Raw genomic sequence first — 24467 nt, forward strand, 5'->3', positions numbered from 1 at the left:
GCCATGGTAGCCGCATGTCGGACGACGCTCTCACCGGGGGAGTCCCGGGTGCGCGCCGAGCGAGACGGAGGGTCCGCCGATGGACCGGACACCGCACGAGATCATCAACCCGCTCTCCCTCCCCGACCCCGTGGGCTACTCACACGCCCTGGTGGTGAACCCGGGGCGCACGGTCTACGTGGGCGGCCAGACCGCGCTGCGCTCCGACGGAGTGCTCACCGGCGCATCGCTGGTGCAGCAGTTCGACCACGCCCTGGCCAACGTGGTGGAGGCACTGCGCGCGGCGGGGGCCCGGCCCGCGCACGTGGTGAGCATGCGCGTCTACACCACGTCGGTGGGCGTCTACCGGGTCAACCTGAAGGCCCTCGGCTCGATCTACCGCCGCCACATGGGCCGCTACTACCCGCCGATGGCCGTCCTCGGCGTCACGGAGCTGCTGGAGAACCGGGCCCAGGTCGAGCTGGAGTGCGTGGCGGTGATCCCGGAGGCCAGCGACGACGCGGAGCTCGCGGAGGGGGAACCCCGCGAGCTCGTGGAGGAGGTCGACGACCCGTTCGTGGACGATCCAGCCACGGAGGAGCCCGAGGAGGGGTCCGAGGAGTCGCGGATCTGACCCGTGGGCCCCGGGCGGGTGGTGTCCGTGCCCCGCCCGGAGCGCCCCCTCACCGTCCGGGTGAGCGCACCAGGAGCACCGCGGCCACGCACACGGCCATTCCGGCCAGCGCTCCCGGGCCCACCGGGTCGCCGAACATCAGCCAGGTCCACACCAGGGTGGTCGGCGGGGTCAGGTAGAGCAGCGCCGACACCCGGGCGACACTGGTCCGGGCCAGGTTGACCCAGTACAGCCCGTACCCGCCGAGGGTGGACAGCACGACCACCCATGCCACCGCGGCCCAAAAACCCGGTGTGGCGGGCGGTGCCAGGGTCCCCGTCGAGGCCGCGAGGCCGGTGAACAGCACCGCGCTCACCGCGCACTGCACGGCCAGCGCCTCCATCAGGCTCCCGCCCGGGCGCGAGCGCCGTTCCACCAGGGTCGCGGCCACCAGGGACAGCATCGCTCCGAACGGGAGCGCGTAGGCCCACCACGGGGCGGCACCGGCCCTGAGCAGGTCCGCGCCGACCACCAGGCCCACTCCGGCCAGGCCCACCACCAGGCCGAGCACCTGTCGCCCCCGGACGCGCTCGCCGAGCAGCGGCACCGCGAGCGCCGCGGCCACCATCGGCTGGAGGGCGGCCACCAGCGCACTCGTTCCCGCGGGCACCCCCGCCTCGGCGGCGGCGACCACCCCGTACAGGTACCCGGCCTGGGCCAGCAGACCCAGGAGCGCGTGCAGGGCCAGGTCGCGCGGTGCCATGCGCGCCCCCCGCCACAGGCACCACCCCACCAGCAGCGCGCCCACCACCAGGAAGCGCCAGGCCAGCAGGGTGGTCGCCGGGGCCTGCCGGGTTCCCAGCTCGGCGCCGACGAACCCCGAGCTCCACATGACCACCAGCCCGGCGGCCAGCAGGAGGGGGAGCGCGGCGCCGGCGCGGGAGCGGTTCGTCGGGTCCGGTCGGGTGCTCTGGTGCGGGGTCGAGACGTCCATGGGGCAGAGGTAAACACACCGGTCGGTATACTCACAATGTAGTCACGGGGAAGGAAATCCGAACATGGCCAGCGTCACCACGTCACCCCAGCTCACCCCGGCCGCCCGCCGCGTCCTGGACACCGCCTCCGAGCTCTTCTACACGCGGGGCATCAACACCGTCGGCATGGAACTGGTCGCCGAACGCGCCGGAGTCACCAAGAAGACCATCTACGACCGGTTCGGCTCCAAACAGCGGCTGGTCGTCGCCTACCTGAGGGCCCGCGACGCCCGATGGCGCGACTTCCTGGCCGCCCGGATCGACCCGCGGGCCACACCGCGCGCACGCGTCGCCGCGACCTTCGAGGCCCTGGACGCGTGGATGCGCGAGGAGAACGAGCGCGGATGCGCCATGGTCAACGCCTACGCGGAACTGTCGGAGCCCGAACATCCCGGCCGCACCGTCGCCGAGGAACAGAAGCGGTGGCTGCGCGACCTCTACGCCGGGCTCGCCCGTGAGGCCGGCGCCACCGCGCCCGAGGAGCTGGGGGAGGTCCTCGCCATGCTGCACGAGGGAGCCGTCGTGGCGCGCAACGTCACCGGGACCGCCGACGCCGCCCTGACCGCCCGGGCGGCCGGGAACGCCCTGCTCACCGCCCACGGGGTGTCCGAGTGAACCCGTCCCCCTACAGGTAGCCCAGGCGGGAGAGCTCGTTGCGGGCCACCCCGTGCACGTCGCCGTGGTCGTCGCGGGACAACCGCTCCCGCCACGAGCCCACGCCCCAGGAACGGTCGGCCAGCAGTTCGCTGGCCGAGACCCGGGCACCGGTGAACCCGAGCAGCCGCTCGGCGGTCTCCACCTCCCGACCGTGCACGTCCTCATAGCGCAGGGTCATCAGCTGGTCGGGGCCGATCTCCTTGCGCAACCGAGCGGACATGCGCACCGCGCCCCGCCAGCGCATCGCGCACTTGGTCGCCACCGAACCGTCCGTGAACGCGCCCAGGTCCGACTCCTCCTCCAGACCGAAGAAGTGGTTGGGGAACTCGTGGTCCAGCTTCATGAAGCTGGGTTTGAGCCAGGCCAGCGACCGCTCGTCCTCCATCATGTCCGCGACCACGTCCCGCCCGTCCCGGATGATCTGCACGAAGCGCGCGTCGGGGAAGGCGGCGTGCAGGGCGTTCGCGGAGTACAGCAGATCGGGGCTGGCGTCGCCGTAGCGGAGCGCGGAGGCGCTGTGCGCGCAGGGCTCGGCCGAGGCGTTGGCGGGAACCCCCGCGCCCGGCCCCGGGCAGCGGGGGCAGGTCAGGGGAGTGAGCTGCCAGCTCTCCGCGTAGGCCTCGCGCAACAGGGTCGCGGTGCCCGACACCTTCTCCTGGGCCAGGGAGGGGCGTCTGGCCACGGCGTAGACCGCGTTGAGCACGCCCGGGGAACCGGCGCCGAGATGGAAGCCGGGGGCTCGGGCCAGGGCGTGGGCGATCACCGGGACCCCGGAGTGGGGTGCTCCGAGCACGAACACGGGGCGCTCGACCTTGGTCCCGTTGACCACGAGGATGTAGGAGGGCTGCTTCATGATTGTGTCGTATTTTTGCACCCTTTGCCCTCCTCGTGTGCATCGGTCGGTACCTGGAGGCACCCGCCCCACACGTTCCCCGAGGTTAAGGGCAGGAACGGTCCGGAAAGCGCCGTGCTACGCCAAGACCGGGGAAAGCCCCGCAAAGACGCTGTAAGAATGGGGTATGGCCTCGATGACCGACGACACCACGCCGTTCCACGACCCCGAGGGGTACGAACGGGCGGCGGAGCTGCTCGCCCGCGCGCGACGCATCACCGTCCTGACCGGCGCCGGAGTGTCCACGGACTCCGGTATCCCGGACTTCCGCGGCCCGCACGGGCTGTGGACCACCGACCCGGACGCCGAGGCGATGTCGGACATCGACAGCTACATGGGCGACGTCGACGTGCGCCGCCGCACCTGGCTGGCCCGCCGCGCCCACCCGGTCTGGCGCGCCGAGCCCAACGCCGCCCACAGGGCCCTGGCCGACCTCGCCGCCTCCGGGCGCCTGCACGCCCTCGTCACCCAGAACATCGACGGTCTCCACCAGCGGGCCGGGGTCCCCGCGGACGAGGTCGTCGAGGTCCACGGCACCATGCTCCGGGTGACCTGTATGTCCTGCGGGCTGCTCAGCCCCAGCCCCGAGGTGCTCGACCGACTGGACGAGGAGTCCGACCCCCACTGCGTCGTGTGCGGGGGCATCCAGAAGACCGACACCATCTCGTTCGGCCAGCGCCTGGACCCCGAGGTCCTCGAACGCGCCGCGCGGGCCGCCCGCGAGTGCGACGTGTTCGTGGCCGTGGGCACCTCCCTCACGGTGCACCCGGTGGCCGGGCTGTGCGACGTCGCCATGATGGCGCGGGCCTCGCTGGTGATCGTCAACGCCGAGCCCACGCCCTACGACGACTACGCCAGCGCGGTCCTGCACGACCCCATCGGCGACGTACTCCCGGCCCTGGTCGAACGGGCCCTGGCGGACTAGGGCGTGTTTTTCAGATCATTCCGCGCTCGCGTGGCCAGGCTGCCTCTCGCTGCGCCGATGAAGCTCGGACAGCCAAACCCGGGCTGACCTTCGCTCATCGTCTTGCGAGAGATGGCCTGGCGGCCGCTCGCGGAGCTGGCGGCTCCGCCGCCAGAAGGCGAAAGCACCCAAAAAACACACCCTAGGAGCGGCCGTCCGGCGGCGGCCCGGCCGAGCCGAAGGGCGGGGTGGACCGTCTGACCCTGCGAACGCGGGCCGGACGTTCGTCCTCGGCGTCGGCCGCCGGACGCGCCGCCGGTGAACCAAGGACACGACTTCTCCAACGCAGGAGCAGGCCCGCGTCCCAGTGATCGATGTGAGGGCGCAGCTGATCCAGCAGCAGGACCACGGACCCGGTCGAGGCTCGGAGCCGGTCGTCGATGTCCCGACACCTGTTGAGGAAGTCCATCACCTGCTTCTCCAGGATCGTCCTCCGGTCCAGGTGCGACGGCCACAGCGCGAGGTCCTCCATCGCCTGACGGAGCGTCACGAGTTCGACCCCGCCGAGCACGGGACCGGCCAGGAGCCGCTCATAGCTCCGGAGCCGCTCCGGCAACTGGTGTTCGGTGAGCTGGTCGAGGGGTTCCAGGCGCAGCCGCAACACCTCGTGGGTCTCCACCCAGGCCTTCCCGTCCTCGTCCGTCAACCAGGTGCCGATGTCGTGGGAGACGTGGCGCATGTAGGGGGTCAGGAGCAGCGCGAGCCGTGAGGCCGTTCCGTTGGCCCGGATCGCCGTGGACCGCAGCAGCCGGGAACTCACCGTCCGGTACGGCACCTCCACCTCGTACGGGTTGAAGGTCGCGGGGTTCCCGGGGGAGTCGGCGCGCAGTTCGAATCCCACGCACTCGCCGAGGTTGACCGGTTCGCCGTGGTCACGGCTGAGCACGCTGTGGGGCCGCCGCAGATCCCAGTATCCGAGGTGACGCATGCGCACGAGGTCGACGATGCCGAACCACTGGGAGGCGGACAGCGCCCGCCACAGCGACACCGTGCGCCGCCAGGAGTGCCAGGTGTCGGTGGCGTCGGGGTAGAGGCGCTCCAGGGGGATCGGCCCCTCGCTCACCAACACGAGCAGGGTCACCAGGTTGGCCGTGTACCGGGCCTCGCGTCCGGTGACGGGCAGCCGCACCGGCTCGTACCCCGCGAACGATCGGTTCGGCGCTGGGAAGGGAGCCTCCCGGAACAGTTCCACCAGCAGTTCCAGGACCTCCTCGCGTAGCCCCGGCTCCCCCTCCAGCCGCCGAGTGAGGAGCTCGTCCAGGAAGCCCACGACCCGGTCCCGGCCAGCGAAGGCGGCGAAGGAGGCCAGCGCGTACAGCTCGCCGTCGTCCAGGTGCGCGACGCGGCTCCGGCGCCGGGACGCCCGGGACCGGTCCTCCACCAGCTCCTCCAGGACCGCGACGACCATGCGGGCCACCAGGTACTCGCCGAACGTGGCGTGCAGGAACTCGAAGGCGCTGCTGGTGCCGTCCGTGGTCTTGGACCGCGCCTCGTGGACGAAGAAGAACCGGCCCAGAACCTGGTGGGCGGGGGCGATCCGGCCGTGCAGATCGGGGTGGTCGGGGCGGTGGGCCGACTCCGGCATGAGGGCGGCCAGGTCCTCGTCCAGTTCGTCGGCGCGCACGCTCTGGCGGCTCCGGGCGAACATCGCCATCGCGGTCACCTCCAGCCTGCGCAGCTCGTCCTCGACCGCCCGTTCGAGATCGCGCCCGCCCAGGTGGGGCCGGTGCTTGTCGACCTCTCGCCGGGCGAACATGGTGAGCAGCCGCTCGTACAGCTCCCCGTGGGAGAGTTCCTCCGAGGCGTGCATCAGGGCGTTGTCGTGGGCGTCGTAGACCAGCAGCATGATCAGGAGCAGCGGCTGTTCGGCCAGGTCCCGGTAGCGGAGCACCGTTTCCAGCGGCAGGGGTTCCAGGTCGGACGAGGCGAGCGCGTCGGCGTTGGCGTCGTTCCAGACCCCGAGCATCCGTTCGATCCGGGCGTCGTCGAAGGGCTCCAGGCGGATGACGGTCGTCCCCACGGGAAACCGCGCCCGGTCGGCCACCAGGGTGCGGCTGGTGACGATCACCGCCACCGGCTGACCCAGGGCCTCCTGCCTCTGTTGGAACTCCTGGACCCGTTCGAGGTAGTCGGAGCGGTCGACCCCGGTCGCCTGGAGGAGTTCGTCGAAACCGTCCAGGACGATCACCGGCAGCGCGCCGTCGGCGTCGTCGGCCATCTCCCGCCAGGACACCGGAGTGTGCAGGTCGGCCCGTAGCCCCTCCTCGATCTGCACGTGCAGGGGCGCGTTGGCGCTGACCGATCGCAACTCCACCCGGACGGGCAGGAAGTCCTCCGGCGGCAGCTGGGCGGCGAGCATCTCGGTGAACTTGGACTTGCCCGCCCCGGGGTGTCCGAGGACCACAGTGGGGAACTCCCTGGCCCGTGGGTGGGTGATCAGGGAGGCGACGGCGCCCTGGAGGTCGTCCCGGACGGGGACGTCCTCCCACCACGCGTCGCTGGCCGGGTTGGGGTTGCCGTACTCCTGCGCCAGGGCGATCCGTGCTCGCGGCGGGACGTAGGCGGTACGCAGCGAGGGGAGCGACAGACCGGACGGCACGTCGTTCGAGCGCAGCACCGGCCGGTCCAGCACGGTCTGGTAGGACGCGGTCAGCTCGCGCCTGCGGCGGGTGACCGGACGCCCGGAACCGATCCGGGTCAACTGTTCTCGCAGCTCGGAGAGGCCGGTGCCGATCTCGCGGCGGGTCCGCGCGTGCTCGTCCAGGTGCAGCCACATCCCGAACTCGGGGACCTCGGCCGCGAGCCGCCGGACGTTCTCGTCGAGGTGGCGGGGGGCCAGGAAGGCCATGGCCTCCGTGAACCTGCGCATCAGCGGATGGGTCTGCGTGGTGATCCCGTAGCGTTCGGCCACCGCCAGACCACAGACGAAGTGCGCGATGTCGACCGCCGCGAAGTCGCGGACGAACGCGCCGTGGTCCTCGGGGGAGGACGCGATCGGGAACGCCGTGCCCAACCCCGGGAACGCGTCCAGACCGTCGCCCAGCACGGCGAACTGCTCCTGCGAGGTGATCTCCAGGTCGTCCAGCCCGAAGGGCATGCCGATCCGGGTGAAGGCCTCGTCCGCCGCCTCGAAGGCCGAGGTGACCACCAGGACCTGGTACGCGGCCTGTATCCTCTCGGTCCGCGACTGGCGGCTCCGCCCCCGCAGCCGGCCGCCCAGCCCCTCCAACAACCGACGGCCCCTGCCCACCAGGGCGCCGCGCAGGCCGAACAGGTCGGGGACGCCCACCAGTCCCAGGCCGCCGTCGGCCACCTTCTCCGCGAGGTCGAGGACCTCCGAGTCGCCGTCGCCGAGGATCGTGAGCGCGTCACTGTAGGTGAGCCGTCGGGCCATCGTGTGCCTCTTCCACGTCCGGGGGTGCCTGGGGGCGGGAACGCGATCGGACCCGACACCGGGGGAGGCGTCGAGTCCGCACGTCAGAAGGGGTGTCGCGGGTATGGGGTTGTTCGTTGGGCGGGCGCCCAGGGGGGAGCGGCCCACCACGGGTGGGACGCCCTACGGCAGCTGCCAGTTCACCGGCTCGGCGCCCTGTTCGGTGAGCATCTGGTTGGTCCTGCTGAACGGCCGGGAACCGAAGAACCCGTTGCGGGCCGAGAGCGGGCTCGGGTGCGCGGACTCCACGCACGGGACCCCCGGCATCATCGGCCGCAGGTTGCGGGCGTCACGCCCCCAGAGAATGGCCACGAGCGGCTTGCCACGCTCGGCCAGGGCCCGGATGGCCTGCTCGGTGACGGCCTCCCAGCCCTTGCCCCGGTGCGAACCGGCGTTGCCCGGAGCCACCGTCAGGACCCTGTTGAGCAGCAGGACGCCCTGCTCGGTCCACGGGGTGAGGTCGCCGTTGGAGGGCATGGGGGTGCCCAGGTCCTCGCCCATCTCCTTGTAGATGTTGCGCAGGCTGGCGGGCAGGCGCACCTCCGGGGCGACGGAGAAGCTCAGCCCGACGGCGTTGCCCGGGGTGGGGTAGGGGTCCTGGCCCACGATGAGCACACGCACGTCGTCGAAGGGCTGCTGGAAGGCGCGCAGGACGTGGTCCCCGGCGGGCAGGTAGGTGCGACCCTCGGCGACCTCCTGGCGGAGGAAGTCACCCATAGCGGCGATCTGGGGGGCGACCGGCTCCAGCGCCTTCGCCCAGCCGCTGTCCATGATCTCGTTCAGGTCCTTGTTCGACATGGCCAGAACACTAGCGCCAGCCGCGGACAACCACGGCCGCTCCGGAGGTTTCGCCCCGAAGCGACACCGGTTGGAGACCTCCCGGTACCGGGGTCACGCGTACAGGTCGAGGAGGAGTTCCGCGAGGGCGTAGAGCACGGCGACGCCGAGAAGGGCCCGGACGAGGGCGGCGGACACGGCCACACTTCGGCTGACCGCCCGCAGCCGCCGGTTGGCTCGGTGGAGGCGCTCCCGCCTCGCCTCCAGATGCCGTTTCAGCTCCACCCGCTGTTCCCCGGCCCGCCGCTCCGCATCGTCAACGCGCTCCCGGAGGTCACGCAGGTGCCGACGGGCCTCCGCCGGACCGACGACGGTCTCGAGCCGTTCCGGGTGGTCGGCGGCGGGCATGGCACCGTGGACGTGCCGCTCGTGGTCGCGGACGGCGGCCAGCCGTTCCCGGAGCGAGGCGCGGCTGATCTCCAGTTCGCCCTCACTGCGTTTCAGCAGCAGGGTCGTCACCACCAGGCGGTCGGTGGCGTGGATCGCCCGCCGCTGGCAGACGAGGTGCACGGCCTTCAGGGCCACCAGCACCGGAAGGGAGACGACGATCAAGACAGCGGCGGCCGCGCTCTCGGGAGACATGGAGGCCTTTCCTCGGGTCAGAGCTCTCGAAAACCGAAGGGGAGCGTCTCCTCGGAGCGGGCTCTGGAGGCGAGGAGTTCCCTCGCGGCGTACTCGTCCGCGACCGTCCGCTCCGGGGACTCCTGTCGTGACGACACACGGCTCAGCGACGTGATCCTGAGCCGCAGTGCCGTGTCCGCCCGAGCGATCTCGTCCCTGCGCTTCTGGTGGGACTCCAGGACCCCCTCCAGCGAATCCAGGTCCTCCAGTTCGGGTGATTCGACGCCCGCGGCGTCGACCCTCAACGCGTGCACCACGGAGACGACGATCAGCACCATCGCGACCATCAGGGCGGCCAGGAGGAGCGTCGAACTGACGGGAGCTGTCACTGCCGCACTCCAGGGGAATCGGAGAACCCGTGGTCGAGGGTCTGCCCGGCTTGGTCGACGAGGTCGTTCCTGGAGGACTCCCACCGGTCCTCCATGTTCGAGGAGGGCCCCGGCGTGGCCGGTGGCGGCGCGGAGTGGACCCGCACGACCTCCCGCAGGACGTCCCGGTACCGGTCCTCCGGAGCCCCGGCCCGTTCGAGTGCCTCCGCCCCGGTACCGCCCACGGCGTGTTCGGCCTCGGTCAGCGCCCGCTCCAGCTCACGGCCCCTGCGCTCGGCGTTGAGCAGCAACTCCCGGGCCGTCGTGACGTAGCGGTTGGCCCGCTCGATCACCGACCTGACGCGGTGCTCCTGCTCCTGGGTGAGTCCGGGCAGTGAGACGACCTCGTAGGTTCCATCGTCCCTCCTGCTCACGTTTCCGGCGACCTGGAGGGGCTCGAAACGCACGTTCAGTGTCGCGAGCCGGTACTCGAAGTCCCGCCTGGCCGATCCGAGCCTGTGAGAGAGCCACCGCACGGACTGGTCGTCGCGTCGCGCGTCGCGGCGTCCGTTCTCGGCGATGGTTTGACGGCGGCGCTCGATGTCCCACAGCAGACTCCGGGACTCTCGGCGAAGGGTGTGCAGCGCGCTCCTCTTCTCCAGCGAGGTGAGGCGCAGCTGACGCTTCTCGTTCTCCCGCTTCAACAGGTGCAGCCTGACACTGCCGACCACGTTGAAGACCGCGGCGCCGACGAACAGGACGGCCGTGACGACCAGGAACGCGGTCACGGCTCACCCTCCGTCCGGCCCTCGCCCGGCTCCCGGGAACCTCGCAGCGCCCTGGCGGTCGTCTCGAGGATCTCCCGTTCCGCCGCACTCGACTCAGGGAAGGCGTCGTCCATCTCGCGCAACACCTCGACCTCACGCTCAACGGAGTCGATCGCGCTCCTGACGTGTCCGGACCGCCTCGAGGCCGCCAACGCGATCTCCTCGTAGGTCGCGGACAGCTGCGTCAGGGAGTTTCGGACGCCGATTTCCGGGCCGTCCATCACATCCAGTCGGGCCGTCTTCTGGTCCTCCTCAGTCCTCTCACCGTGGCCCTGGAGAAAGCCGTGCACGGCGTTGCTCAGCAAGATGACGACCACGGAGGCCGCCATGGCGTAGACCGCGAAGTCCTGGAGCACGGGGCCCTCTCCGGTGACGGTGATGGTTCTGGGGACCTGTTCTGAGGACAGTGTTCCGCCCTCGCCCTCCGAGTGCCAGAGTGGATACCCCACGTGACCGCTTCCGGCCAGCGCGCGGCACTCGGGACCGCTCCGCCGGTGCGGTCAGCGGCGGGCGCGCTCGCGCCACCGCTCGAGTCGGGCGCGGGCGAGGCGGGTGTGTTCGGAGCCCTCCCCGTGCAGGCGCGCGTGCAGCGCTACCAGGTCCTCGTACCCGCGCACGGCCTCCGCGGGACGCCCGGCCGCCCCCAGGTAGGCCGCCCGGTAGTGCAGGGCGCGCAGGGTCAGCGGATCGCCTTCCCCACGTGCTCGGACCAGGTCGGGGACCAGCTCGCCCAGTTCCCGCACGGCGCCGGACGGGTCGCCCGACTCACCCAGTTCGAAGGCGAGGTACAGCCGTGTGGTGTGCACCCTCTCCGCGTCCGCCCCGTGCGCCGCCACCAGGTCCGGAATCAGGGCGGCGTGGGTCCGGGCGGCCAGCGCGTGGTTCCCGGCGCGGCCCGCGTTCGTCGCCAGGTAGTAGCGGGCGGCCAGGCTCTCCGGGTGGCACGGACCGTACAGCCGGAGAAGGTCGGGCAGCAGAGCCTCGAAACCGCGCACCGCCCGCTCGTGGTCCCCGCCCTTGCCCGTCGTGTACGCCTCGCGGCGGCGGGCCCGCAGGGTGTCGGGGTGGTCGGGGCCGAACACGGAGTGCAACGCGGGCAGCAGGTCGCGGAGCTCCCGTGCGGCCCGGTCGAACTCACCGGCCGCCGCGCGCTCCCGGGCCGCCGCCGCCCTCGCGCGCAGCCGGTCCGGGTCGGTCTCCTCCCGCGGGGCGGTTCCCGGCGGGAGCGCCTCCTCGGTGTACGGGAGGGTGGGGGAGACGGACGGGCCCGGGGCCGGGGCGGGGCGCAGCGGGAGCAGAAAGGGTGCCAGCCGTTCCCGCACGTCCTCGGCGTGCGCGGGCCGGTCGTCGGCGCTCTTGGCCAGCATCACCGCGACCAGCCGGGCCAGCTCGTCCGGGACCTCGGGCCGCAGGGCGCGGACTGTGGGGGCGGGGTCGGTCAGGTGCATGCGCAGCACCGTCAGCGGGTTGGGGTGCCGGAACGGCGGGCGCCCGGTCAACAGCAGGAACAGGATGGCGCCCAACGAGTACAGGTCGCTCCGCCGGTCCACGCGGTCACCGCGCACCTGTTCCGGCGACATGTACAGCGGAGTGCCCACCACCTGCCCGGTCCGGGTGATGCGGTCGTTGCGGTCGGCGTCGGTGAACGCGGCGATCCCGAAGTCCAGGACCTTCAGGGTGCCGTCGCCGGTGCCCCGCTCGACCACCATCAGGTTCCCCGGCTTGACGTCGCGGTGCACGATTCCGGCCGCGTGCGCCGCTCCCAGCCCCGCCGCCGCCTGCGACACCAGGGCGACCGCGTGGCCCAGCGGCAGCGGCCCCCTCTCCTTCGACAGCGCGCTCAGGGACCGGCCGCGTACCAGCTCCATCACCGCGAACATCGAGTCCGTCCCGTGCGCGTCATCGGAGTCGTGGCCGAAGTCGTACAGGATGACGATGTGGGGATGACCGGCCAGGCGCGCCGTCAGCCGGGCCTCACGCCGGAACCGGGCCTCGGTTCCGGCCGGGTCGGCCCGGCCCGGCCGGATCAGCTTCACGGCGACCGGGCGGTCCAGCACCTCGTCACGGGCCCGCCAGACCTCCCCCATCCCCCCACTGCCCAGGAGCGAGACGAGCCGGTACCGCCCGCTCAGAACCCTGTCCTCCGCCACCCGTACCCCACCTTCGGACCGTGCTCGGCGCCGCCACCGGACGTCGCGGCGGTCCCGTGGCCGTACGGGGCGTCAGGGTACAGCCGTTGAAGCTACTGTGTTGCTGTGCCGACGGCACCCGGAAACCCGATCCCCCCTGATCCCCCGTGTGGAAAGAGTGTCAGAGCCGTGAGCCTGAATCTCTACGTAGGTCCGGACTCCCAACCGGACAAGTACCGTCTGGTCCGTGTCGTGGGGCGCGGCGGCGAGGCAACGCTCTACCTGGCGCAGGTCAGCCTGGCGGGGCAGACCGAACCCGTCGTGGTGAAGGTCCTCAACTCCGACGTCACCTCCAACGAGGAGCAGTTCGCCGAACTCAGCGCCCGCTGGAGCGAACAGGCCGAACTGCTGCGCTTCATCAACCGGCTCGGCGTCGTGGGCGTGCGGGAGCACTTCGAGGGCGCCCCCGAGCACCCCGCGGCGGGGACGGTCGAGGGGGAGGGCCCCGCCGACGAGCGTGCCCTCTACCTGGTGATGAACTACGTCGACGGACTCGACCTGCGTGACTGGCGGGCCGAGAACGTCGTGGAGGGGCCGCGCGGCCGACGCGAGGTCATGCGCTGTCTGGAACAGATCGCCCAGGTACTGGACGTGCTCCACTCCGGTCGGGCGACCCCCTCCAAACGCGTGGTGGTGCACGGCGACCTCTCACCCGGCAACATCATGGTCAGTTCGGAGGGCCAGGCCACCCTGGTGGACTTCGGCCTGAGCCGGATCGCCGCACGCCACATGACCGCGCGCCCCTGGTTCACCCCCGGGTACGCGGCCCCGGAGATCTTCGACGGCGAGTTCTCACCCGCCACCGACCGCTACGCCTTCGGGGCGATCGCCTACTTCGCCCTCACCGGCCAGGACCCGCCGCCCGCCCCGGAGCAGCTGCGGGCCAGGCTCGCGGAGCTTCCGCTCGTGGCCGAGGCTGAGGAGTCACGGCGCGCGCTGGTCATGCGCATGTTCTCGGTCGACCCCGCCGAACGCCCCGGGGCCTCCGACTGGGTCCGCGCCCTGCGTTCCCTGGCGACCTCCTCGGTGCCGTGGACCGCTCCGACCTCCGACCCCGCCGGTTTCGGCGACCCCGGTGACCCTGGCGACCCCGGTGACGCGCTCGGTGCCGCCAGCCTGGTGAGCCCCGCACCCGGGACAGCCCCCGAGGTGCCCGCCGAGCACGACTCCGGAGTGGAGGGAGCCGACCCCCCGTCGGGCGCCCGCTTCACCGGTCCGCCGCCGGTCGGCGCATCCGGCCCCGACATCCCTCCGGCCAGGAGCGAGGACGACGGGGACCGGGCCGCGCCGGAACCGCGACGTCCGGTCGGCGGCATGCGGGGCGTCCCCTCCGCCCGGTCCGGGGAGCGGCGGGACGATCCGCCACCCGGCACGGCGGCCCCGGCGCACACGGGCGGGAACGTCCCCGGTCCCCGGCTGCCCCCGGTGCCGCCCCCGTCCCAGCCCAGCGGCCCCCCGGTGCCGCCCCAGCCGCGCGACGCCACCGGCGGTGCCCGGCCCGGCGGCCCCGGCGGTTTCCCCCACACCGGTCCGACGAGTCATCCCGTGTCGCGGCCCACGCCCCACCACGGCTCCCCGGGGTACGGCGGGCCCCAGGCGACCGGGCCGTCCGCCGCTCCGCCCCCGCCGCCCGCCGCGCGTACCAGCGAGAGGCCCCGACGGAAGTCACGCACACCGCTGCTGGTCGGGTTGGCGCTCTTCGCGGTCCTGTTCATGGTCGTCGGGGCCGGGGGCACCTACGTGGTGATGGACCGGGTCCTGCCCTCCCTCACTGGTGACGCGGAGCCGGACGGCACCCAGCTCGCCGACACCTCCACCGAGGCTTCCCCCGCGCCCTCCGAACAGCCCGACCCCACCGAGGCGGTCGGGGCGGGCACGTCGTCCCCGACCCCGAGCGAGGAGGCTTCCTCAGAACCCGAGCCGACGTCCGTCCTGATCACCCAGATGGAACCGGTGGAGGTCTCGCACGGCCGGTGGGAGCCGTCGGCGGGCCGGGCCGAGATGAACGGGGAGGTGTACTCGCGGGCCCTGCTCTCCACCACCTGCGCCAGGTGTCGGGGGTGGTCCGAGTACAACCTGAGTCGCGACTGGACCCTCTTCACCGCGACCATCGGTGTCGACGACCGTTCGAGCTCCAGCGGCACGGTGACCCTGAGCGTGCTCGTGGACGGCGAGCCGGAGGTCAAGGAGACGCTGCGGCTGGGCGAGACGATGGAGATCGAGGTCGACGTCTCCGACGCCCTGCGCCTGCGCCTGGAGGTGGACAGCTCGGACGACGAGGTCCGGCCGGTGTGGGCCGACCCCACCCTCGTCGCCGACTGACCGCTTCCCGGACGACGGGTCAGAGTACGTACGAACGCTTGTGCCTGGTGAACAACCCCTCTTCACCAGGCACGAGCGCTCGCACGGACCGTCTCGCACCAGTTTGACGAACCGAATTACCGTTCAAAGGTGAAAATCTCATGGATCTCGGAAAGGAACCCTCCCTCCCAGATGTATAGCTTGACCGGAACCGCATGTGCGCTCGTCGCATATCAAAAGAGTCACGCGAGAGGGCCGAAAGCCAGATTGATGATCGTGTAAATAACCGTGGCGATCAGACAGAAACGGATGATTGCTGTCGCAATAATGAGTGCTTGGTCAACAAGGCGAAATCTGCGGTTCAATACTTGGATGCGCTCGCGCTTTTCCGAGAGCTGACGCGTCAGATCCTTCTGCTCATCCTTGGCCTTCTGTTCGATTGCCGCAGAATATTGCAGAAATCCATCTATATTCTGGCGGGCCTGCTGAGAAGTGACGATGGCCTTGAGTTTCTCTTGGTGCTCGGCATCTGGTATTTGTCCGAAGATCTGCTTCTCGACGTTTCGGACTGCCAATATGCGCTTGCAGAAAGATCTCTGTGCTATCTCAAGGAGCTGTTCCTGTTCCTCACGTTCCAGTCCGACGATCACCAGTTGATCCCTGGCGCTGAGGAGCCTGCGCCGAGACGCTGAAAAAACCCGACCGAGGGCCAGGTAGGCTAGAATAGATAGAATAAGAAAGGATATGGTGATCGAAGTTTCCAGAGTTTCGTTCATGCGGCCATGTCCTTGTCTTCCAATTCTTCCATGTCCTTCGGGGGTAGCGTTTCCTGAATCCCGACTGCGCGAGAGCGCAGATTTTCAAGGATGGCCCGGCGGAATGCAGGGGTAGCCGCAGGGGCGGGACTCACATCCTCTGCTGTTTGATCCGTAGCGCCCTCTGGTGAACTTTCCGACCTTTCTGAATGCATTGGAGTTCCTCCTTCGCTGGACGGTTCCTCCGCAACATCTGAGTTGGGCTCGGTGATGGCTGCGGGGTCATCGCCCTTACTTGAGATCTCCTTGAGCATCGAATCGCAGTATTCCACGATTTTCTCGGAGATCTCCCTTAGGTCGTCGTCGGACAGGTTGTAGGATTGGAGAAGCTCTTCTGGCTCGCTGTCAATGACCAACTGTAGCCGCTTCTTTTCTTGTTTCATTTCACGGATTTGGGGAAGCAGGGCTCGTCTCGCTTGACGAACATTCCGGCATGTACTGTTGTGGCGTGCGATAAATTGCTCCGCTGCCTTCTTTTCCGCATCATTGAGGTTCGGCAATGAAAGGATCTTGTATCTGCCAAGGGTTGTTTTCTGGAGGATCCCGGCTTCGACGAGTGGTTGCAGTTGGACCACCTTGTTTGCCAGTAGCTGTTTCGCCTTTTCTTCGGTGTCTTTGCATTCTTTGAGGGCGTTTTCGATGTCGTCCAGTCGCTCTCTCGCATTTTCAATGACTTCAACGCTGATTTCATTTCGGATCTCTGATATTTTTGTCAGGTTCTCAAGGGTGTCGTTGACGAATTCCTCTCTTATTCTCTCGTGGTCATTTTGAAGATTGTCCGTCTTCCTTTTGTTGTTGTAGGTCTTTAGTCGATTGAAAAGTATCGAGTATGTTGCAGGGAAAATCATCAAGCCGACCCCGGCGACTGCTGGAATCGCAATCCAAAGAATGGTCGTCATGGCCATGGTTGCCTCGCGTTCTGGGGGGCGTGGTGGTGTGGGGTGCTCATTCGGATATATTCCCCTCGGGTGTAGTGAGCCTCTCTGATTTTTCCCTGAAGTCAAGGAAGTTGCTCTTGCTGTAACTGAAAATGGGCTCGGCGGTCTCCTCTCGCAAAGTTTTGGCGACCTGTTGGAGTGAAGTTATCCTGTTGAGGAGTTCCCCTTCGGCTTGTAGTGTCTTGTGGTGCCTCTTCCTCAAGGTCTTGACATCTTGCTCTAGCTTGTTCATGTAGTCGATATCTGGAGTGACGATCTCTGATCGCGCCAGCATTACTTTCTGGATGAAATAAGCAGAAAGAATAAATATCGAAATGAGGAGTGCGGTGAAGAGGATCGTGGTGCTCGTGGACATGCCGATCACATTTCTGGAGTCGTCTGATTGCTTTTGCGGGGGCTTTGCGCTTCTTCGGGTTTCCGTTCCGTGGTCGTGGAGAGGGTCTCGGATGGAGCTTCTGGGGGGCCCACTTTCGAAGTGGGGTCGCTAGGTGCCTGCTGGGTGATTTGTTGGACCTCTTCTCCCGTCTTGCTTGTAGTTTCCTGCGTCCCTAGCATCTTCTCCGTAAGATTCTTGAAGAGAGTGTTAGACGGATCCAACTCCTTGGATTCTAGCGACTTTGTCGCGTCCTCCGCTTTTTTGGTTGCTTCCTGGAGGGCGGTGACCGTTTTCAGCCCATTATTGACGAGTGTTTCACATGTGCCCTTAGCTACATTGTGCAAGACCAGGGCGTCTTCGCTTTTCTGAAACATTTCTTTTTCGGGGCTTTTGTTTGTTTCGTCGATGACATCGAGTCGATTTGACTCGGCTCTCTGGGATTGATATCCAAAGTAGCTTCCAACTGAGGCTGCGATAATAGAAAACGCGAGCATCAATACGCGCACGACGGCGAGTGCCGGGTTGTTTGACAAGGGGGTGATTCCATCCTTGGGTGCGGTGTTTCGTTTTCGGAGCGGACGTCCGAACTCCCTCGTGCATGTTCGCGGAGCCCGGTGCGCGCAATCTTGCTCCTCCAGTTCGGGGCACGGTGGCGAGGCGGCTGTGGTGTCCGGCACCGGTAAGGTGCCAAATCGTCTTTTTAGCAGGCGAGCTCGGCGTGCGTAACGGTGGGGTCTGGCCACTTGCGGCCAGGGTTTTGACCTTGTCGAACGCCCCCGTACCGGAGTAGGGGGGCGTTCGTACGGCTGCGGGGGCGTGGGGCTACTCGGCGCGCCAGCCGCCCTGGCGGTCGGCGAGGTTGAGCGCCGTGGTCACCAACGGCACGTGGCTGAAGGCCTGGGGGAAGTTGCCCACCTGGCGGCCGTCGCCCGGGTCCCACTCCTCCGCGAGCAGACCGACGTCGTTGCGCAGGGACAACAACCGTTCGAACAGCTCCTTGGCCTCCTGCTGGCGGCCGATGGACAGCAGCGCGTTGGCCATCCAGAAGCTGCACGCCAGGAACGCGCCCTCGTCACCCGGGAGCTGGTCGGCGGAGTTCTCCAGGTCGGTGCGGTAGCGCAGCACGAACCCGTCCACCATGAGGTCCTCACGGACCGCCTCGATGGTGCCGACCACGCGCGCGTCGTCGTAGGGGAGGAACCCGACCTCGGGGATGAGCAGCAGGGCCGCGTCCAGCTCCTTGCTGCCGTAGTACTGGGTGAAGGTGTTGCGCTGGGGGTCGTAGCCGTACTCGCACACCTCGGCGTGGATGGTGTCGCGCAGCGCCCGCCACCGTTCCACGGGTCCCTCGGTGCCGAATTCCTCGATGCTGCGCACCGCGCGGTCGGCCGCCACCCAGGCCATGACCTTGGAGTGCACGAAGTGCTGCCGGGGGCCGCGCACCTCCCACAGGCCCTCGTCGGGTTCGTCCCAGCACCACTCCAGGTAGTTGACCAGCGACCTCTGGAGCCCCCACAGGTGTTCGCCGCCCTGGATGCCCGAGCGGCGGGCCAGGTGTAGGACGTCCATGACCTCGCCGTACACGTCCAGCTGGTACTGGCCCACGGCCGCGTTGCCGATCCTGACCGGGGCGGAGTCCTCGTACCCGGGCAGCCACTCGGCCTCCCACTCGGTGAGGCGGCGCTCCCCTCGGATGCCGTACATGATCTGCATCAGCTGGGGCTCCCCGGCGACGGCGCGTGCCAGCCACTCGCGCCAGGCCATGGCCTCGTCGGTGTAGCCGGAGCGGATCAGCGCCTCCAGGGTGATGGTGGCGTCGCGCAGCCAGCAGTACCGGTAGTCCCAGTTACGGACGCCGCCGATCTCCTCGGGCAGGGAGGTGGTCGGCGCGGCCACGATCCCGCCGGTGGGGCGGTAGGTGAGCCCCTTCAGGGTGATGAGCGAGCGCACCACCGCCTCACGGTAGGGGCCGTCGTAGGTGCACTGGTCCACCCACTTCTCCCAGAACCGTTCGGTGCGCGAGAGCGCCTTCTCGGCGTCCAGGTGGTCGGACTCCTCCACCTGGGAGGGGTGCCAGGTCATGACGAACGGCACCCGCTGCCCGGCGGTGACGTCGAAGGTGGTGTCGTGGGTGAAGTTGTGCCCCTTGAGGGCGACGGGGGCGCTCAGCCAGATCGCGTCGGGTCCGGCGATGGCGACCAGTTCGGTGCCCGCGCGGTGCATCCACGGCACCACGTGCCCGTAGTCGAACCGGATGCGCATGGTGGTGCTCATGCGCACGGTGCCGCTCAGGCCCTCGACGATCCGCACGATGTGCGGGACCCCGCCCCGGGGCGGCATGAAGTCGATGACCCGGACCGATCCGGTATCGGTGTCCCACTCCTGTTCGAGGATCAGGGTCTCGCCCCGGTAGTGGCGCCGGTCGGCCCGCCGCGCCCCGTCGGCGGGGCGCAGTGTCCAGTGCCCGTTCTGTTCGTCGCCCAGGATCGCGGAGAAGCAGGCCGAGGAGTCGAAGTCGGGAAGACACGCCCAGTCGATGGACCCGTCCCGACCGACCAGCGCGGCGGTCTGCATGTCGCCGATCATTGCGTAGTCCTCAATCCAGCCGGGCACGCGGCTCACCCCCAACACGTCGTCTTCGTCTGTGCGGTGGCGCGGGTCGCGCCGTGGCGGCGTGGTGCGCCGCACTCACGACCTCCGCGCGCCCGTTCGTACGCCCACCCGTGCGCGCACTCCGTCGGGGACCTGCCGCCCGACCCGGTCACGGGTCGGGGCGTCGTTCGGGTCATGGCTTCCCCCCGGACCGCCCGCCGTCTCGTACCCCGGTATGTGCCCAGGCTCGGGCGGGCGAAAAGGGAGGTTGTGGAAAGGACCCGTCCCCCTACGGTCACCGCGGTACCCATCCTCCCCGCTCCCTGGTGCCCCTGGCTAGCGGCTGGGACGGGCGCTCTCGGAGATCCGTTGGGTATGTCAGGGATTGTTCACCTTCGTCCGGGGTGGGGGTCGTCCCACGGGCCCCACCCCGCGCTGCCGGGACGACTATCGGCCCGACAGAGTGGGGCTTTCCGGTGTCTCCTCGGGCATACGCAGCAGGGGCAGGAACACCTGCGCGAGCGGTCCGATCGTCACCATGAACACCAGGGTCCCCACACCGACCGTCCCGCCGAGGAGGAGCCCGGACACCGCCACCGTCACCTCGATCAGGGTGCGGGCGAACCGGATCGAAAGCCCGCGCGCGGCCAGGCCGGTCATCAGCCCGTCACGGGGTCCCGGACCCAGGCCCACGCCGATGTACAGGCCGGTGGCCACGGCGCAGACCAGGACCCCGGCCGCGAGCATCAGGACGCGTAGCGGCAGCGCGTCGGTGGCGGGCAGCAGCCACAGGGACACGTCCACGGAGACGCCGACCACGACCACGTTGCTCAGCGTCCCGAGCCCGGCCCGCTGCCGGAGCGGTATCCACAGCAGCATGAGCAGGGCGCCGACGATGACACTCCAGGTACCGATCGACAGCCCGGTCTGGTGGGCCAGTCCCTGGTGCAGCACGTCCCAGGGCATCGCGCCGAGGTCGGAGCGCAGGAGCAGGGCGCCGCTCAGGCCGTACAGGTACAGGCCGAGGTAGAGCTGAGTGAGGCGGCGCGGCCGGGGACGCGGGAGGACCGGGGTGATCAGCACACGTCCGGCCAGGGCGGACACGGGGTTCCGGGGACGTTCGGGCAAGGCCGGTCTCCTCTTTCGCGCGCACCGGCGCCACGCCGGGACGTATCCGTGGGGTGATTGGATGACCATCCAGAGTTGGGGCCACATCGGTATCGTGGCCCAGGCGGGGTGCGGATTGAAGAGCCAATCCCAGCAACTGGCCCGATTTCTCCCCTGGTGAGGTGAACCCCATGGCGAGGCAGCGCACCGACCACCCCGGTACCGGCGGCGGTACCCGGAGGATCAACGGTCGGCTTCTCGCCCGGCTGATCGGCGAGGCCCCCGTCGAACGCCCCTACTACCTCGCGATCGCCCGTGCCGTGAGCGGGCTGGTCCTGGACGGCAGGGTGCCCACCCACACGCGGTTGCCCGCCGAACGCGACCTGGCGGCGGCCCTGGGGGTGAGCCGTAACACCGTCACCGCGGCCTACGCCTGGCTGCGGGAGAACAGCTTCCTCGACAGCAGGCAGGGCGCGGGGAGCTGGACGGTCCTGCCGGACTCGGGAACCCGGGGCCCCGCGCCGTTCGTCCCCGCAGCCGAACAGATCGACCTCGGGGTGGCCGCGCCCCCGGCGGTCGACGGCCTGCGCGAGGCCGCCTTCCACGCCTCCGAACAGCTGGCCGCGCACGTGGGAGGGATCGGCTACTACCCCTACGGGCTTCCGGAGCTGCGGCACGCCATCGCCCGCCGGTACGTGGAGCGGGGCCTGCCCACCACCCCCGAGCAGATCTTCGTCACCAGCGGCGCCCAGCAGGGCGTCACCCTGGCCATGGACCTGCTGGTCAACGAGGGGGACGAGGTGCTGTTGGAGTCGCCCACCTATCCGCACGGGCTGGACGCGGCCCGCCGCAACGGCGCCCGCGTCCGCACCACGGGGGTGACCCCGCAAGGGTGGGACATGGACTACCTGGTGGACGCCTTCCGTCAGCGCAGGCCCTCGGTGGCCTACATGATCCCGGACTTCCACAACCCGACCGGTGCGCTCATGGACGACGACGAACGCCGGGTCCTGGTCCGTGAGGCCCGCAGGGCCGGGAGCCATCTGATCATCGACGAGTCCGGGGCCGAACTGGCCATCGACTCCGGCGACCTGCCCGCCCCGGTGGCGGCGCACGACACCGACGGGCGCGTGCTGACGGTGGGTTCGGTGGCGAAGCTGTTCTGGGGAGGACTGCGGGTGGGCTGGGTGCGTGCGACCCCGCCGATGGTCAGCCGCGTCATGGCGATCCGACAGCGCTTCGACCTGGCCGGGTCGGTGCACGACCAGCTCACCGCGACCCACCTGATGTCCGACGTGCTGCGTATCCGGGCCGAACGCAGCCGACAACTGCGCCGCAACCGCGACGCCCTCCTGGCCAGCCTGCGCGAGCGCCTGCCGGAGTGGCGGCCCAGCGTGCCCGGCGGCGGCCTGGTGCTGTGGGCCGCCATGCCGCAGCCGGTGGCGACGGCGCTCTCGGAGGCCGCCGTCCGGCACGGGGTGCACCCTGCGGCGGGGCCGGTGTTCGGCGTGGACGGCACGTTGGAGCGTTACCTCCGCCTGGCCTACACCCGTCCGCCGGACGTGTTGGCCGACGCCGTGGAACGCCTGGCCGCGGCCTACGCCGAGACCCTGGCCCACCCCTCGCAGCCGCGCGGTCGGCTGTACGTCTGAGCCGACCGGCGCCGCCGGTCGGCCGGGCCGCGCGGGCGGGGGCCGACCGGTGGGGGCGCCGTCAGACGGCGAAGCGCCGGGCGAAGCGGACCACTTCGGCGATCACCTCGTCGCGGTTGGTCTCGTTGAACACCTCGTGCCGCGCGCCGGGGAAGATTCGTACGGTGACGTCCTCACCCGCGACCGCCTCGATCCCCACCTTGGAGTCGGTCGGCGGCACCAGTCGGTCCTCGTGGCCGTGCACCCAGAGCAGGGGGAGGGAGCCGAGGCTCCCCGCGGCGTTGCCCCGCTCCAGTTCGGTGGTCAGGGCGTTCACGGTGGTGCGCTTGAAGGGGCCGTGCCAGACGAGCTCGTCGGCCGCGTACGCCGCCCCGACCCCGGGGTCGCGCGAGAGGGTGGCGGGGTCGATGGGGGCATCCGGGATCACCTCCGCGGCGGCGAGCTCCTCCAGGGCGCTCCAGCGCCCGAGGACCGGACCGGACAGCGCCAGGGCCTGGACGGCGCCGGGGTGGACCTGCGCGTAGCGGGTGGCGATCAGCCCGCCCATGGAGTGGCCGACCATCACCAGGGGGAGGCTGCGGTAGGCGGTGCGGGCCTGGGTGACGACCCGGTGCACGTCCTCGACGACCCCCGAGAAGTCCTCGATGAGGACGCGTTCGCCGGAGGAGCCGCCGTGGCCCCGGTGGTCGGCGCCGTAGACCGCCGCTCCGGCCGCGCACAGGTCCCGGGCGACCTGCTCGTAGCGGCCCAGGTGCTCGCCGTAGCCGTGGACGAGCACGGCCAGCCAGGTCGGTTCGCCTTCGGTGGGGGCCCAGGCGCGTGCCGCGAGCCTCTCCGAACCGTCGGGTCCTCCGGCCAGCCCCCACTCACGTGTGCTGATCACCGTGTCCTGTCTCCTCGTTGCCGTGGTCGTCTGCGACGATCGGGTGGTCGCCGCCGGAGTGGTCACCCTAGATCATCGGCGTCCCGGTGTCGGGGCGCGTGGTCGGCGCCGGGACACCGCGCGTGTTTGGGGTATGGGCCAGGGGCGGCGGCCCGCTCTCGTGCGAGTCGACGAAATATGCCAAATGGTGTGATTGAGGCGACTCGCCGCGAAACTGGATCTTCTACGCTTGTGTGGGGGTATCCCACTCGTGGGTGTGCCCCCTGCTTCCCCGACAGGCAACCCGGACTGGAGAGAGGAGGATGACGCTCGTGCTGGCCGACTCCTATGGCCGCGTGGCGACGGACCTGCGTGTGTCGCTCACCGATCGGTGCAACCTCAGGTGTACCTACTGCATGCCGCCGGAAGGGCTGGAGTGGCTCCCCAAACCGGAGCTGCTCACCGACGACGAACTCCTGCGCCTGATCCGCGTCGGCACCACCCGCCTCGGTATCGAGGAGGTCCGCTTCACCGGGGGCGAGCCCCTGCTCCGGCGCGGGCTGGCGTCCATCGTGGCGGGTACCACCGCCCTCACCCCTCGGCCGCTCACCGCCCTGACCACCAACGGTATCGGGCTCGCGCGCACCGCACCGGCCCTGGCCGAGGCGGGGCTGGACCGGGTCAACGTCTCCCTCGACACCCTCGACCCCGTCGTCTTCGAGAAGCTGGCCCGGCGCCGCCGCCTGCCCGACGTCCTGGACGGGCTGGCCGCCGCCGCCGACGCCGGTCTGACGCCGGTGAAGGTCAACGCCGTGCTCATGCGCGACGTCAACGACCACGAGGCCGCCGACCTCCTTCGCTTCTGCGTGGAGCACGGGTACGAACTGCGGTTCATCGAACAGATGCCGCTGGACGCCCAGCACGGCTGGCGTCGGGACACCATGATCACCGCTGACGAGATCCTGGCCCTGCTGGAGACCGAGTTCGACCTCGCCCCGGCCGACTCCGACACCCGGGGCAGCGCTCCGGCCGAGCTCTTCCACCTGCGCGGCCGGACCTTCCCCAACGGGGACCCCGCCACGGTCGGCGTGATCGGATCGGTCACCCGCCCCTTCTGCGGGGCCTGCGACCGGGTCCGGCTCACCGCCGACGGTCAGATCCGCAACTGCCTCTTCGCCCGCGAGGAGTCCGACCTGCGCACGCCCCTGCGCGAAGGTGCCACCGACGACGAGATCGCCGAACGCTGGAGGGCGGCCGTTCGGTCCAAGCTCCCCGGCCACGGCATCAACGACCCGAGTTTTCTCCAGCCAGCCCGCCCGATGTCGGCCATCGGCGGCTGACCCGGCCCGCCGCCACGGACGGCGGCGGCACCGGGGGACGTCTCCGCGGAAATGGGGTTGCCGTCCCCTTTCGCTCTCTGGCTTGATGATCCGGGGCACCGACGACACACGCGGTGCCCCGGGCGAGAAC

At 69.7% G+C, this 24467-nt stretch carries 22 protein-coding genes; 6 read left to right on the forward strand and 16 right to left on the reverse strand.

The window, feature by feature from the left end; all coding sequences use genetic code 11:
* Positions 1-79: 79 nt before the first annotated feature.
* Positions 80-613 (forward strand): RidA family protein, encoded by a 534-nt coding sequence (locus ACFYL4_RS20615; RefSeq protein ID WP_357759614.1) that lies wholly within the window; start codon positions 80-82, stop codon positions 611-613.
* A gap of 49 nt (positions 614-662) precedes the next feature.
* On the opposite strand, the gene ACFYL4_RS20620 is transcribed toward ACFYL4_RS20615, so the two are convergent.
* Positions 663-1586 carry a DMT family transporter gene (locus ACFYL4_RS20620; protein ID WP_387520027.1) on the reverse strand — a complete coding sequence of 308 codons (924 nt, stop codon included), beginning with the start codon at positions 1584-1586 and terminating at the stop codon, positions 663-665.
* A gap of 64 nt (positions 1587-1650) precedes the next feature.
* On the opposite strand from ACFYL4_RS20620, the gene ACFYL4_RS20625 reads away from it, so the two are divergent.
* Positions 1651-2241 carry a TetR/AcrR family transcriptional regulator gene (locus ACFYL4_RS20625; RefSeq protein ID WP_387520029.1) on the forward strand — a complete coding sequence of 197 codons (591 nt, stop codon included), beginning with the start codon at positions 1651-1653 and terminating at the stop codon, positions 2239-2241.
* Positions 2242-2251: 10 nt separating this feature from the next.
* On the opposite strand, the gene ACFYL4_RS20630 is transcribed toward ACFYL4_RS20625, so the two are convergent.
* On the reverse strand, positions 2252-3136 hold the full coding sequence (locus ACFYL4_RS20630) for a sulfotransferase (RefSeq protein WP_357759605.1): 885 nt from the start codon (positions 3134-3136) through the stop codon (positions 2252-2254).
* Between the two features lie 166 nt (positions 3137-3302).
* Between ACFYL4_RS20630 and ACFYL4_RS20635 the strand changes: the two genes are divergently transcribed.
* Complete coding sequence (locus ACFYL4_RS20635; protein WP_357759602.1) at positions 3303-4100, forward strand: Sir2 family NAD-dependent protein deacetylase; 798 nt, start codon at positions 3303-3305, stop codon at positions 4098-4100.
* 181 nt (positions 4101-4281) lie between these two features.
* Here the strand turns inward: ACFYL4_RS20635 and ACFYL4_RS20640 are convergent, their stop codons facing one another.
* From ACFYL4_RS20640 to ACFYL4_RS20670, 7 genes are all read right to left on the reverse strand, one after another.
* Complete coding sequence (locus ACFYL4_RS20640; RefSeq protein ID WP_387520031.1) at positions 4282-7533, reverse strand: NACHT domain-containing protein; 3252 nt, start codon at positions 7531-7533, stop codon at positions 4282-4284.
* A gap of 162 nt (positions 7534-7695) precedes the next feature.
* A complete protein-coding gene (locus ACFYL4_RS20645; RefSeq protein WP_357759596.1) occupies positions 7696-8370 on the reverse strand; it encodes a uracil-DNA glycosylase in 675 nt (224 codons plus the stop codon).
* Between the two features lie 93 nt (positions 8371-8463).
* Positions 8464-8991 carry a hypothetical protein gene (locus tag ACFYL4_RS20650; RefSeq protein WP_357759593.1) on the reverse strand — a complete coding sequence of 176 codons (528 nt, stop codon included), beginning with the start codon at positions 8989-8991 and terminating at the stop codon, positions 8464-8466.
* A gap of 17 nt (positions 8992-9008) precedes the next feature.
* Positions 9009-9359: a hypothetical protein gene (locus ACFYL4_RS20655; RefSeq protein ID WP_357759590.1), complete on the reverse strand. Its 351-nt coding sequence runs from the start codon at positions 9357-9359 to the stop codon at positions 9009-9011.
* The gene (locus ACFYL4_RS20660) at positions 9356-10126 is read right to left on the reverse strand and encodes a hypothetical protein (RefSeq protein ID WP_387520034.1); all 771 of its coding nucleotides are present in this window, start codon (positions 10124-10126) and stop codon (positions 9356-9358) included. The genes ACFYL4_RS20655 and ACFYL4_RS20660 overlap by 4 nt, the downstream gene beginning before the upstream one ends.
* Positions 10123-10521 carry a hypothetical protein gene (locus tag ACFYL4_RS20665; RefSeq protein WP_387520036.1) on the reverse strand — a complete coding sequence of 133 codons (399 nt, stop codon included), beginning with the start codon at positions 10519-10521 and terminating at the stop codon, positions 10123-10125. The genes ACFYL4_RS20660 and ACFYL4_RS20665 overlap by 4 nt, the downstream gene beginning before the upstream one ends.
* Positions 10522-10665: 144 nt before the next feature.
* The gene (locus tag ACFYL4_RS20670) at positions 10666-12315 is read right to left on the reverse strand and encodes a protein kinase (RefSeq protein ID WP_387520038.1); all 1650 of its coding nucleotides are present in this window, start codon (positions 12313-12315) and stop codon (positions 10666-10668) included.
* Positions 12316-12483: 168 nt separating this feature from the next.
* Between ACFYL4_RS20670 and ACFYL4_RS20675 the strand changes: the two genes are divergently transcribed.
* Positions 12484-14676 carry a protein kinase gene (locus ACFYL4_RS20675; protein WP_387520040.1) on the forward strand — a complete coding sequence of 731 codons (2193 nt, stop codon included), beginning with the start codon at positions 12484-12486 and terminating at the stop codon, positions 14674-14676.
* A gap of 221 nt (positions 14677-14897) precedes the next feature.
* Here ACFYL4_RS20675 and ACFYL4_RS20680 read toward each other — a convergent pair whose 3' ends face one another.
* The 6 genes from ACFYL4_RS20680 to ACFYL4_RS20705 form a co-directional block, all read right to left on the reverse strand.
* On the reverse strand, positions 14898-15431 hold the full coding sequence (locus tag ACFYL4_RS20680) for a hypothetical protein (protein WP_387520042.1): 534 nt from the start codon (positions 15429-15431) through the stop codon (positions 14898-14900).
* On the reverse strand, positions 15428-16375 hold the full coding sequence (locus ACFYL4_RS20685; RefSeq protein WP_387520044.1) for a hypothetical protein: 948 nt from the start codon (positions 16373-16375) through the stop codon (positions 15428-15430). The genes ACFYL4_RS20680 and ACFYL4_RS20685 overlap by 4 nt, the downstream gene beginning before the upstream one ends.
* Positions 16376-16415: 40 nt before the next feature.
* Positions 16416-16763 carry a hypothetical protein gene (locus ACFYL4_RS20690; protein ID WP_387520046.1) on the reverse strand — a complete coding sequence of 116 codons (348 nt, stop codon included), beginning with the start codon at positions 16761-16763 and terminating at the stop codon, positions 16416-16418.
* Between the two features lie 5 nt (positions 16764-16768).
* Positions 16769-17317 carry a hypothetical protein gene (locus ACFYL4_RS20695; protein ID WP_387520048.1) on the reverse strand — a complete coding sequence of 183 codons (549 nt, stop codon included), beginning with the start codon at positions 17315-17317 and terminating at the stop codon, positions 16769-16771.
* Positions 17318-17606: 289 nt separating this feature from the next.
* Complete coding sequence (locus ACFYL4_RS20700) at positions 17607-19412, reverse strand: glycoside hydrolase family 15 protein (RefSeq protein WP_387520077.1); 1806 nt, start codon at positions 19410-19412, stop codon at positions 17607-17609.
* Between the two features lie 411 nt (positions 19413-19823).
* Positions 19824-20504, reverse strand: coding sequence for a hypothetical protein (locus tag ACFYL4_RS20705; protein WP_357759568.1), 681 nt, complete (start codon positions 20502-20504; stop codon positions 19824-19826).
* Between the two features lie 170 nt (positions 20505-20674).
* Here ACFYL4_RS20705 and ACFYL4_RS20710 point away from each other — a divergent pair, with 170 nt between their 5' ends.
* A complete protein-coding gene (locus ACFYL4_RS20710; protein ID WP_357759565.1) occupies positions 20675-22135 on the forward strand; it encodes a PLP-dependent aminotransferase family protein in 1461 nt (486 codons plus the stop codon).
* A gap of 61 nt (positions 22136-22196) precedes the next feature.
* Here the strand turns inward: ACFYL4_RS20710 and ACFYL4_RS20715 are convergent, their stop codons facing one another.
* On the reverse strand, positions 22197-23018 hold the full coding sequence (locus ACFYL4_RS20715; RefSeq protein ID WP_387520050.1) for an alpha/beta hydrolase: 822 nt from the start codon (positions 23016-23018) through the stop codon (positions 22197-22199).
* A 311-nt stretch (positions 23019-23329) separates the two neighbouring features.
* Between ACFYL4_RS20715 and moaA the strand changes: the two genes are divergently transcribed.
* Positions 23330-24337: a GTP 3',8-cyclase MoaA gene (moaA, locus tag ACFYL4_RS20720; protein ID WP_357759936.1), complete on the forward strand. Its 1008-nt coding sequence runs from the start codon at positions 23330-23332 to the stop codon at positions 24335-24337.
* Positions 24338-24467: the final 130 nt, after the last annotated feature.

It is taken from the genome of Nocardiopsis sp. NPDC006938 (assembly GCF_042869555.1).
Classification (GTDB): domain Bacteria; phylum Actinomycetota; class Actinomycetes; order Streptosporangiales; family Streptosporangiaceae; genus Nocardiopsis.

Coding starts and splice junctions, on each gene's coding strand:
- ACFYL4_RS20615 (WP_357759614.1), top strand. CDS start 80: ATGGACCGGACACCGCACGAGATCATCAACCCGCTCTCCCTCCCCGAC.
- ACFYL4_RS20690 (WP_387520046.1), bottom strand. CDS start 16,763: ATGTCCACGAGCACCACGATCCTCTTCACCGCACTCCTCATTTCGATA.
- ACFYL4_RS20635 (WP_357759602.1), top strand. CDS start 3,303: ATGGCCTCGATGACCGACGACACCACGCCGTTCCACGACCCCGAGGGG.
- ACFYL4_RS20625 (WP_387520029.1), top strand. CDS start 1,651: ATGGCCAGCGTCACCACGTCACCCCAGCTCACCCCGGCCGCCCGCCGC.
- ACFYL4_RS20710 (WP_357759565.1), top strand. CDS start 20,675: ATGGCGAGGCAGCGCACCGACCACCCCGGTACCGGCGGCGGTACCCGG.
- ACFYL4_RS20685 (WP_387520044.1), bottom strand. CDS start 16,375: ATGGCCATGACGACCATTCTTTGGATTGCGATTCCAGCAGTCGCCGGG.
- ACFYL4_RS20640 (WP_387520031.1), bottom strand. CDS start 7,533: ATGGCCCGACGGCTCACCTACAGTGACGCGCTCACGATCCTCGGCGAC.
- ACFYL4_RS20650 (WP_357759593.1), bottom strand. CDS start 8,991: ATGTCTCCCGAGAGCGCGGCCGCCGCTGTCTTGATCGTCGTCTCCCTT.
- ACFYL4_RS20645 (WP_357759596.1), bottom strand. CDS start 8,370: ATGTCGAACAAGGACCTGAACGAGATCATGGACAGCGGCTGGGCGAAG.
- ACFYL4_RS20620 (WP_387520027.1), bottom strand. CDS start 1,586: ATGGACGTCTCGACCCCGCACCAGAGCACCCGACCGGACCCGACGAAC.
- ACFYL4_RS20630 (WP_357759605.1), bottom strand. CDS start 3,136: ATGAAGCAGCCCTCCTACATCCTCGTGGTCAACGGGACCAAGGTCGAG.
- ACFYL4_RS20680 (WP_387520042.1), bottom strand. CDS start 15,431: ATGAACGAAACTCTGGAAACTTCGATCACCATATCCTTTCTTATTCTA.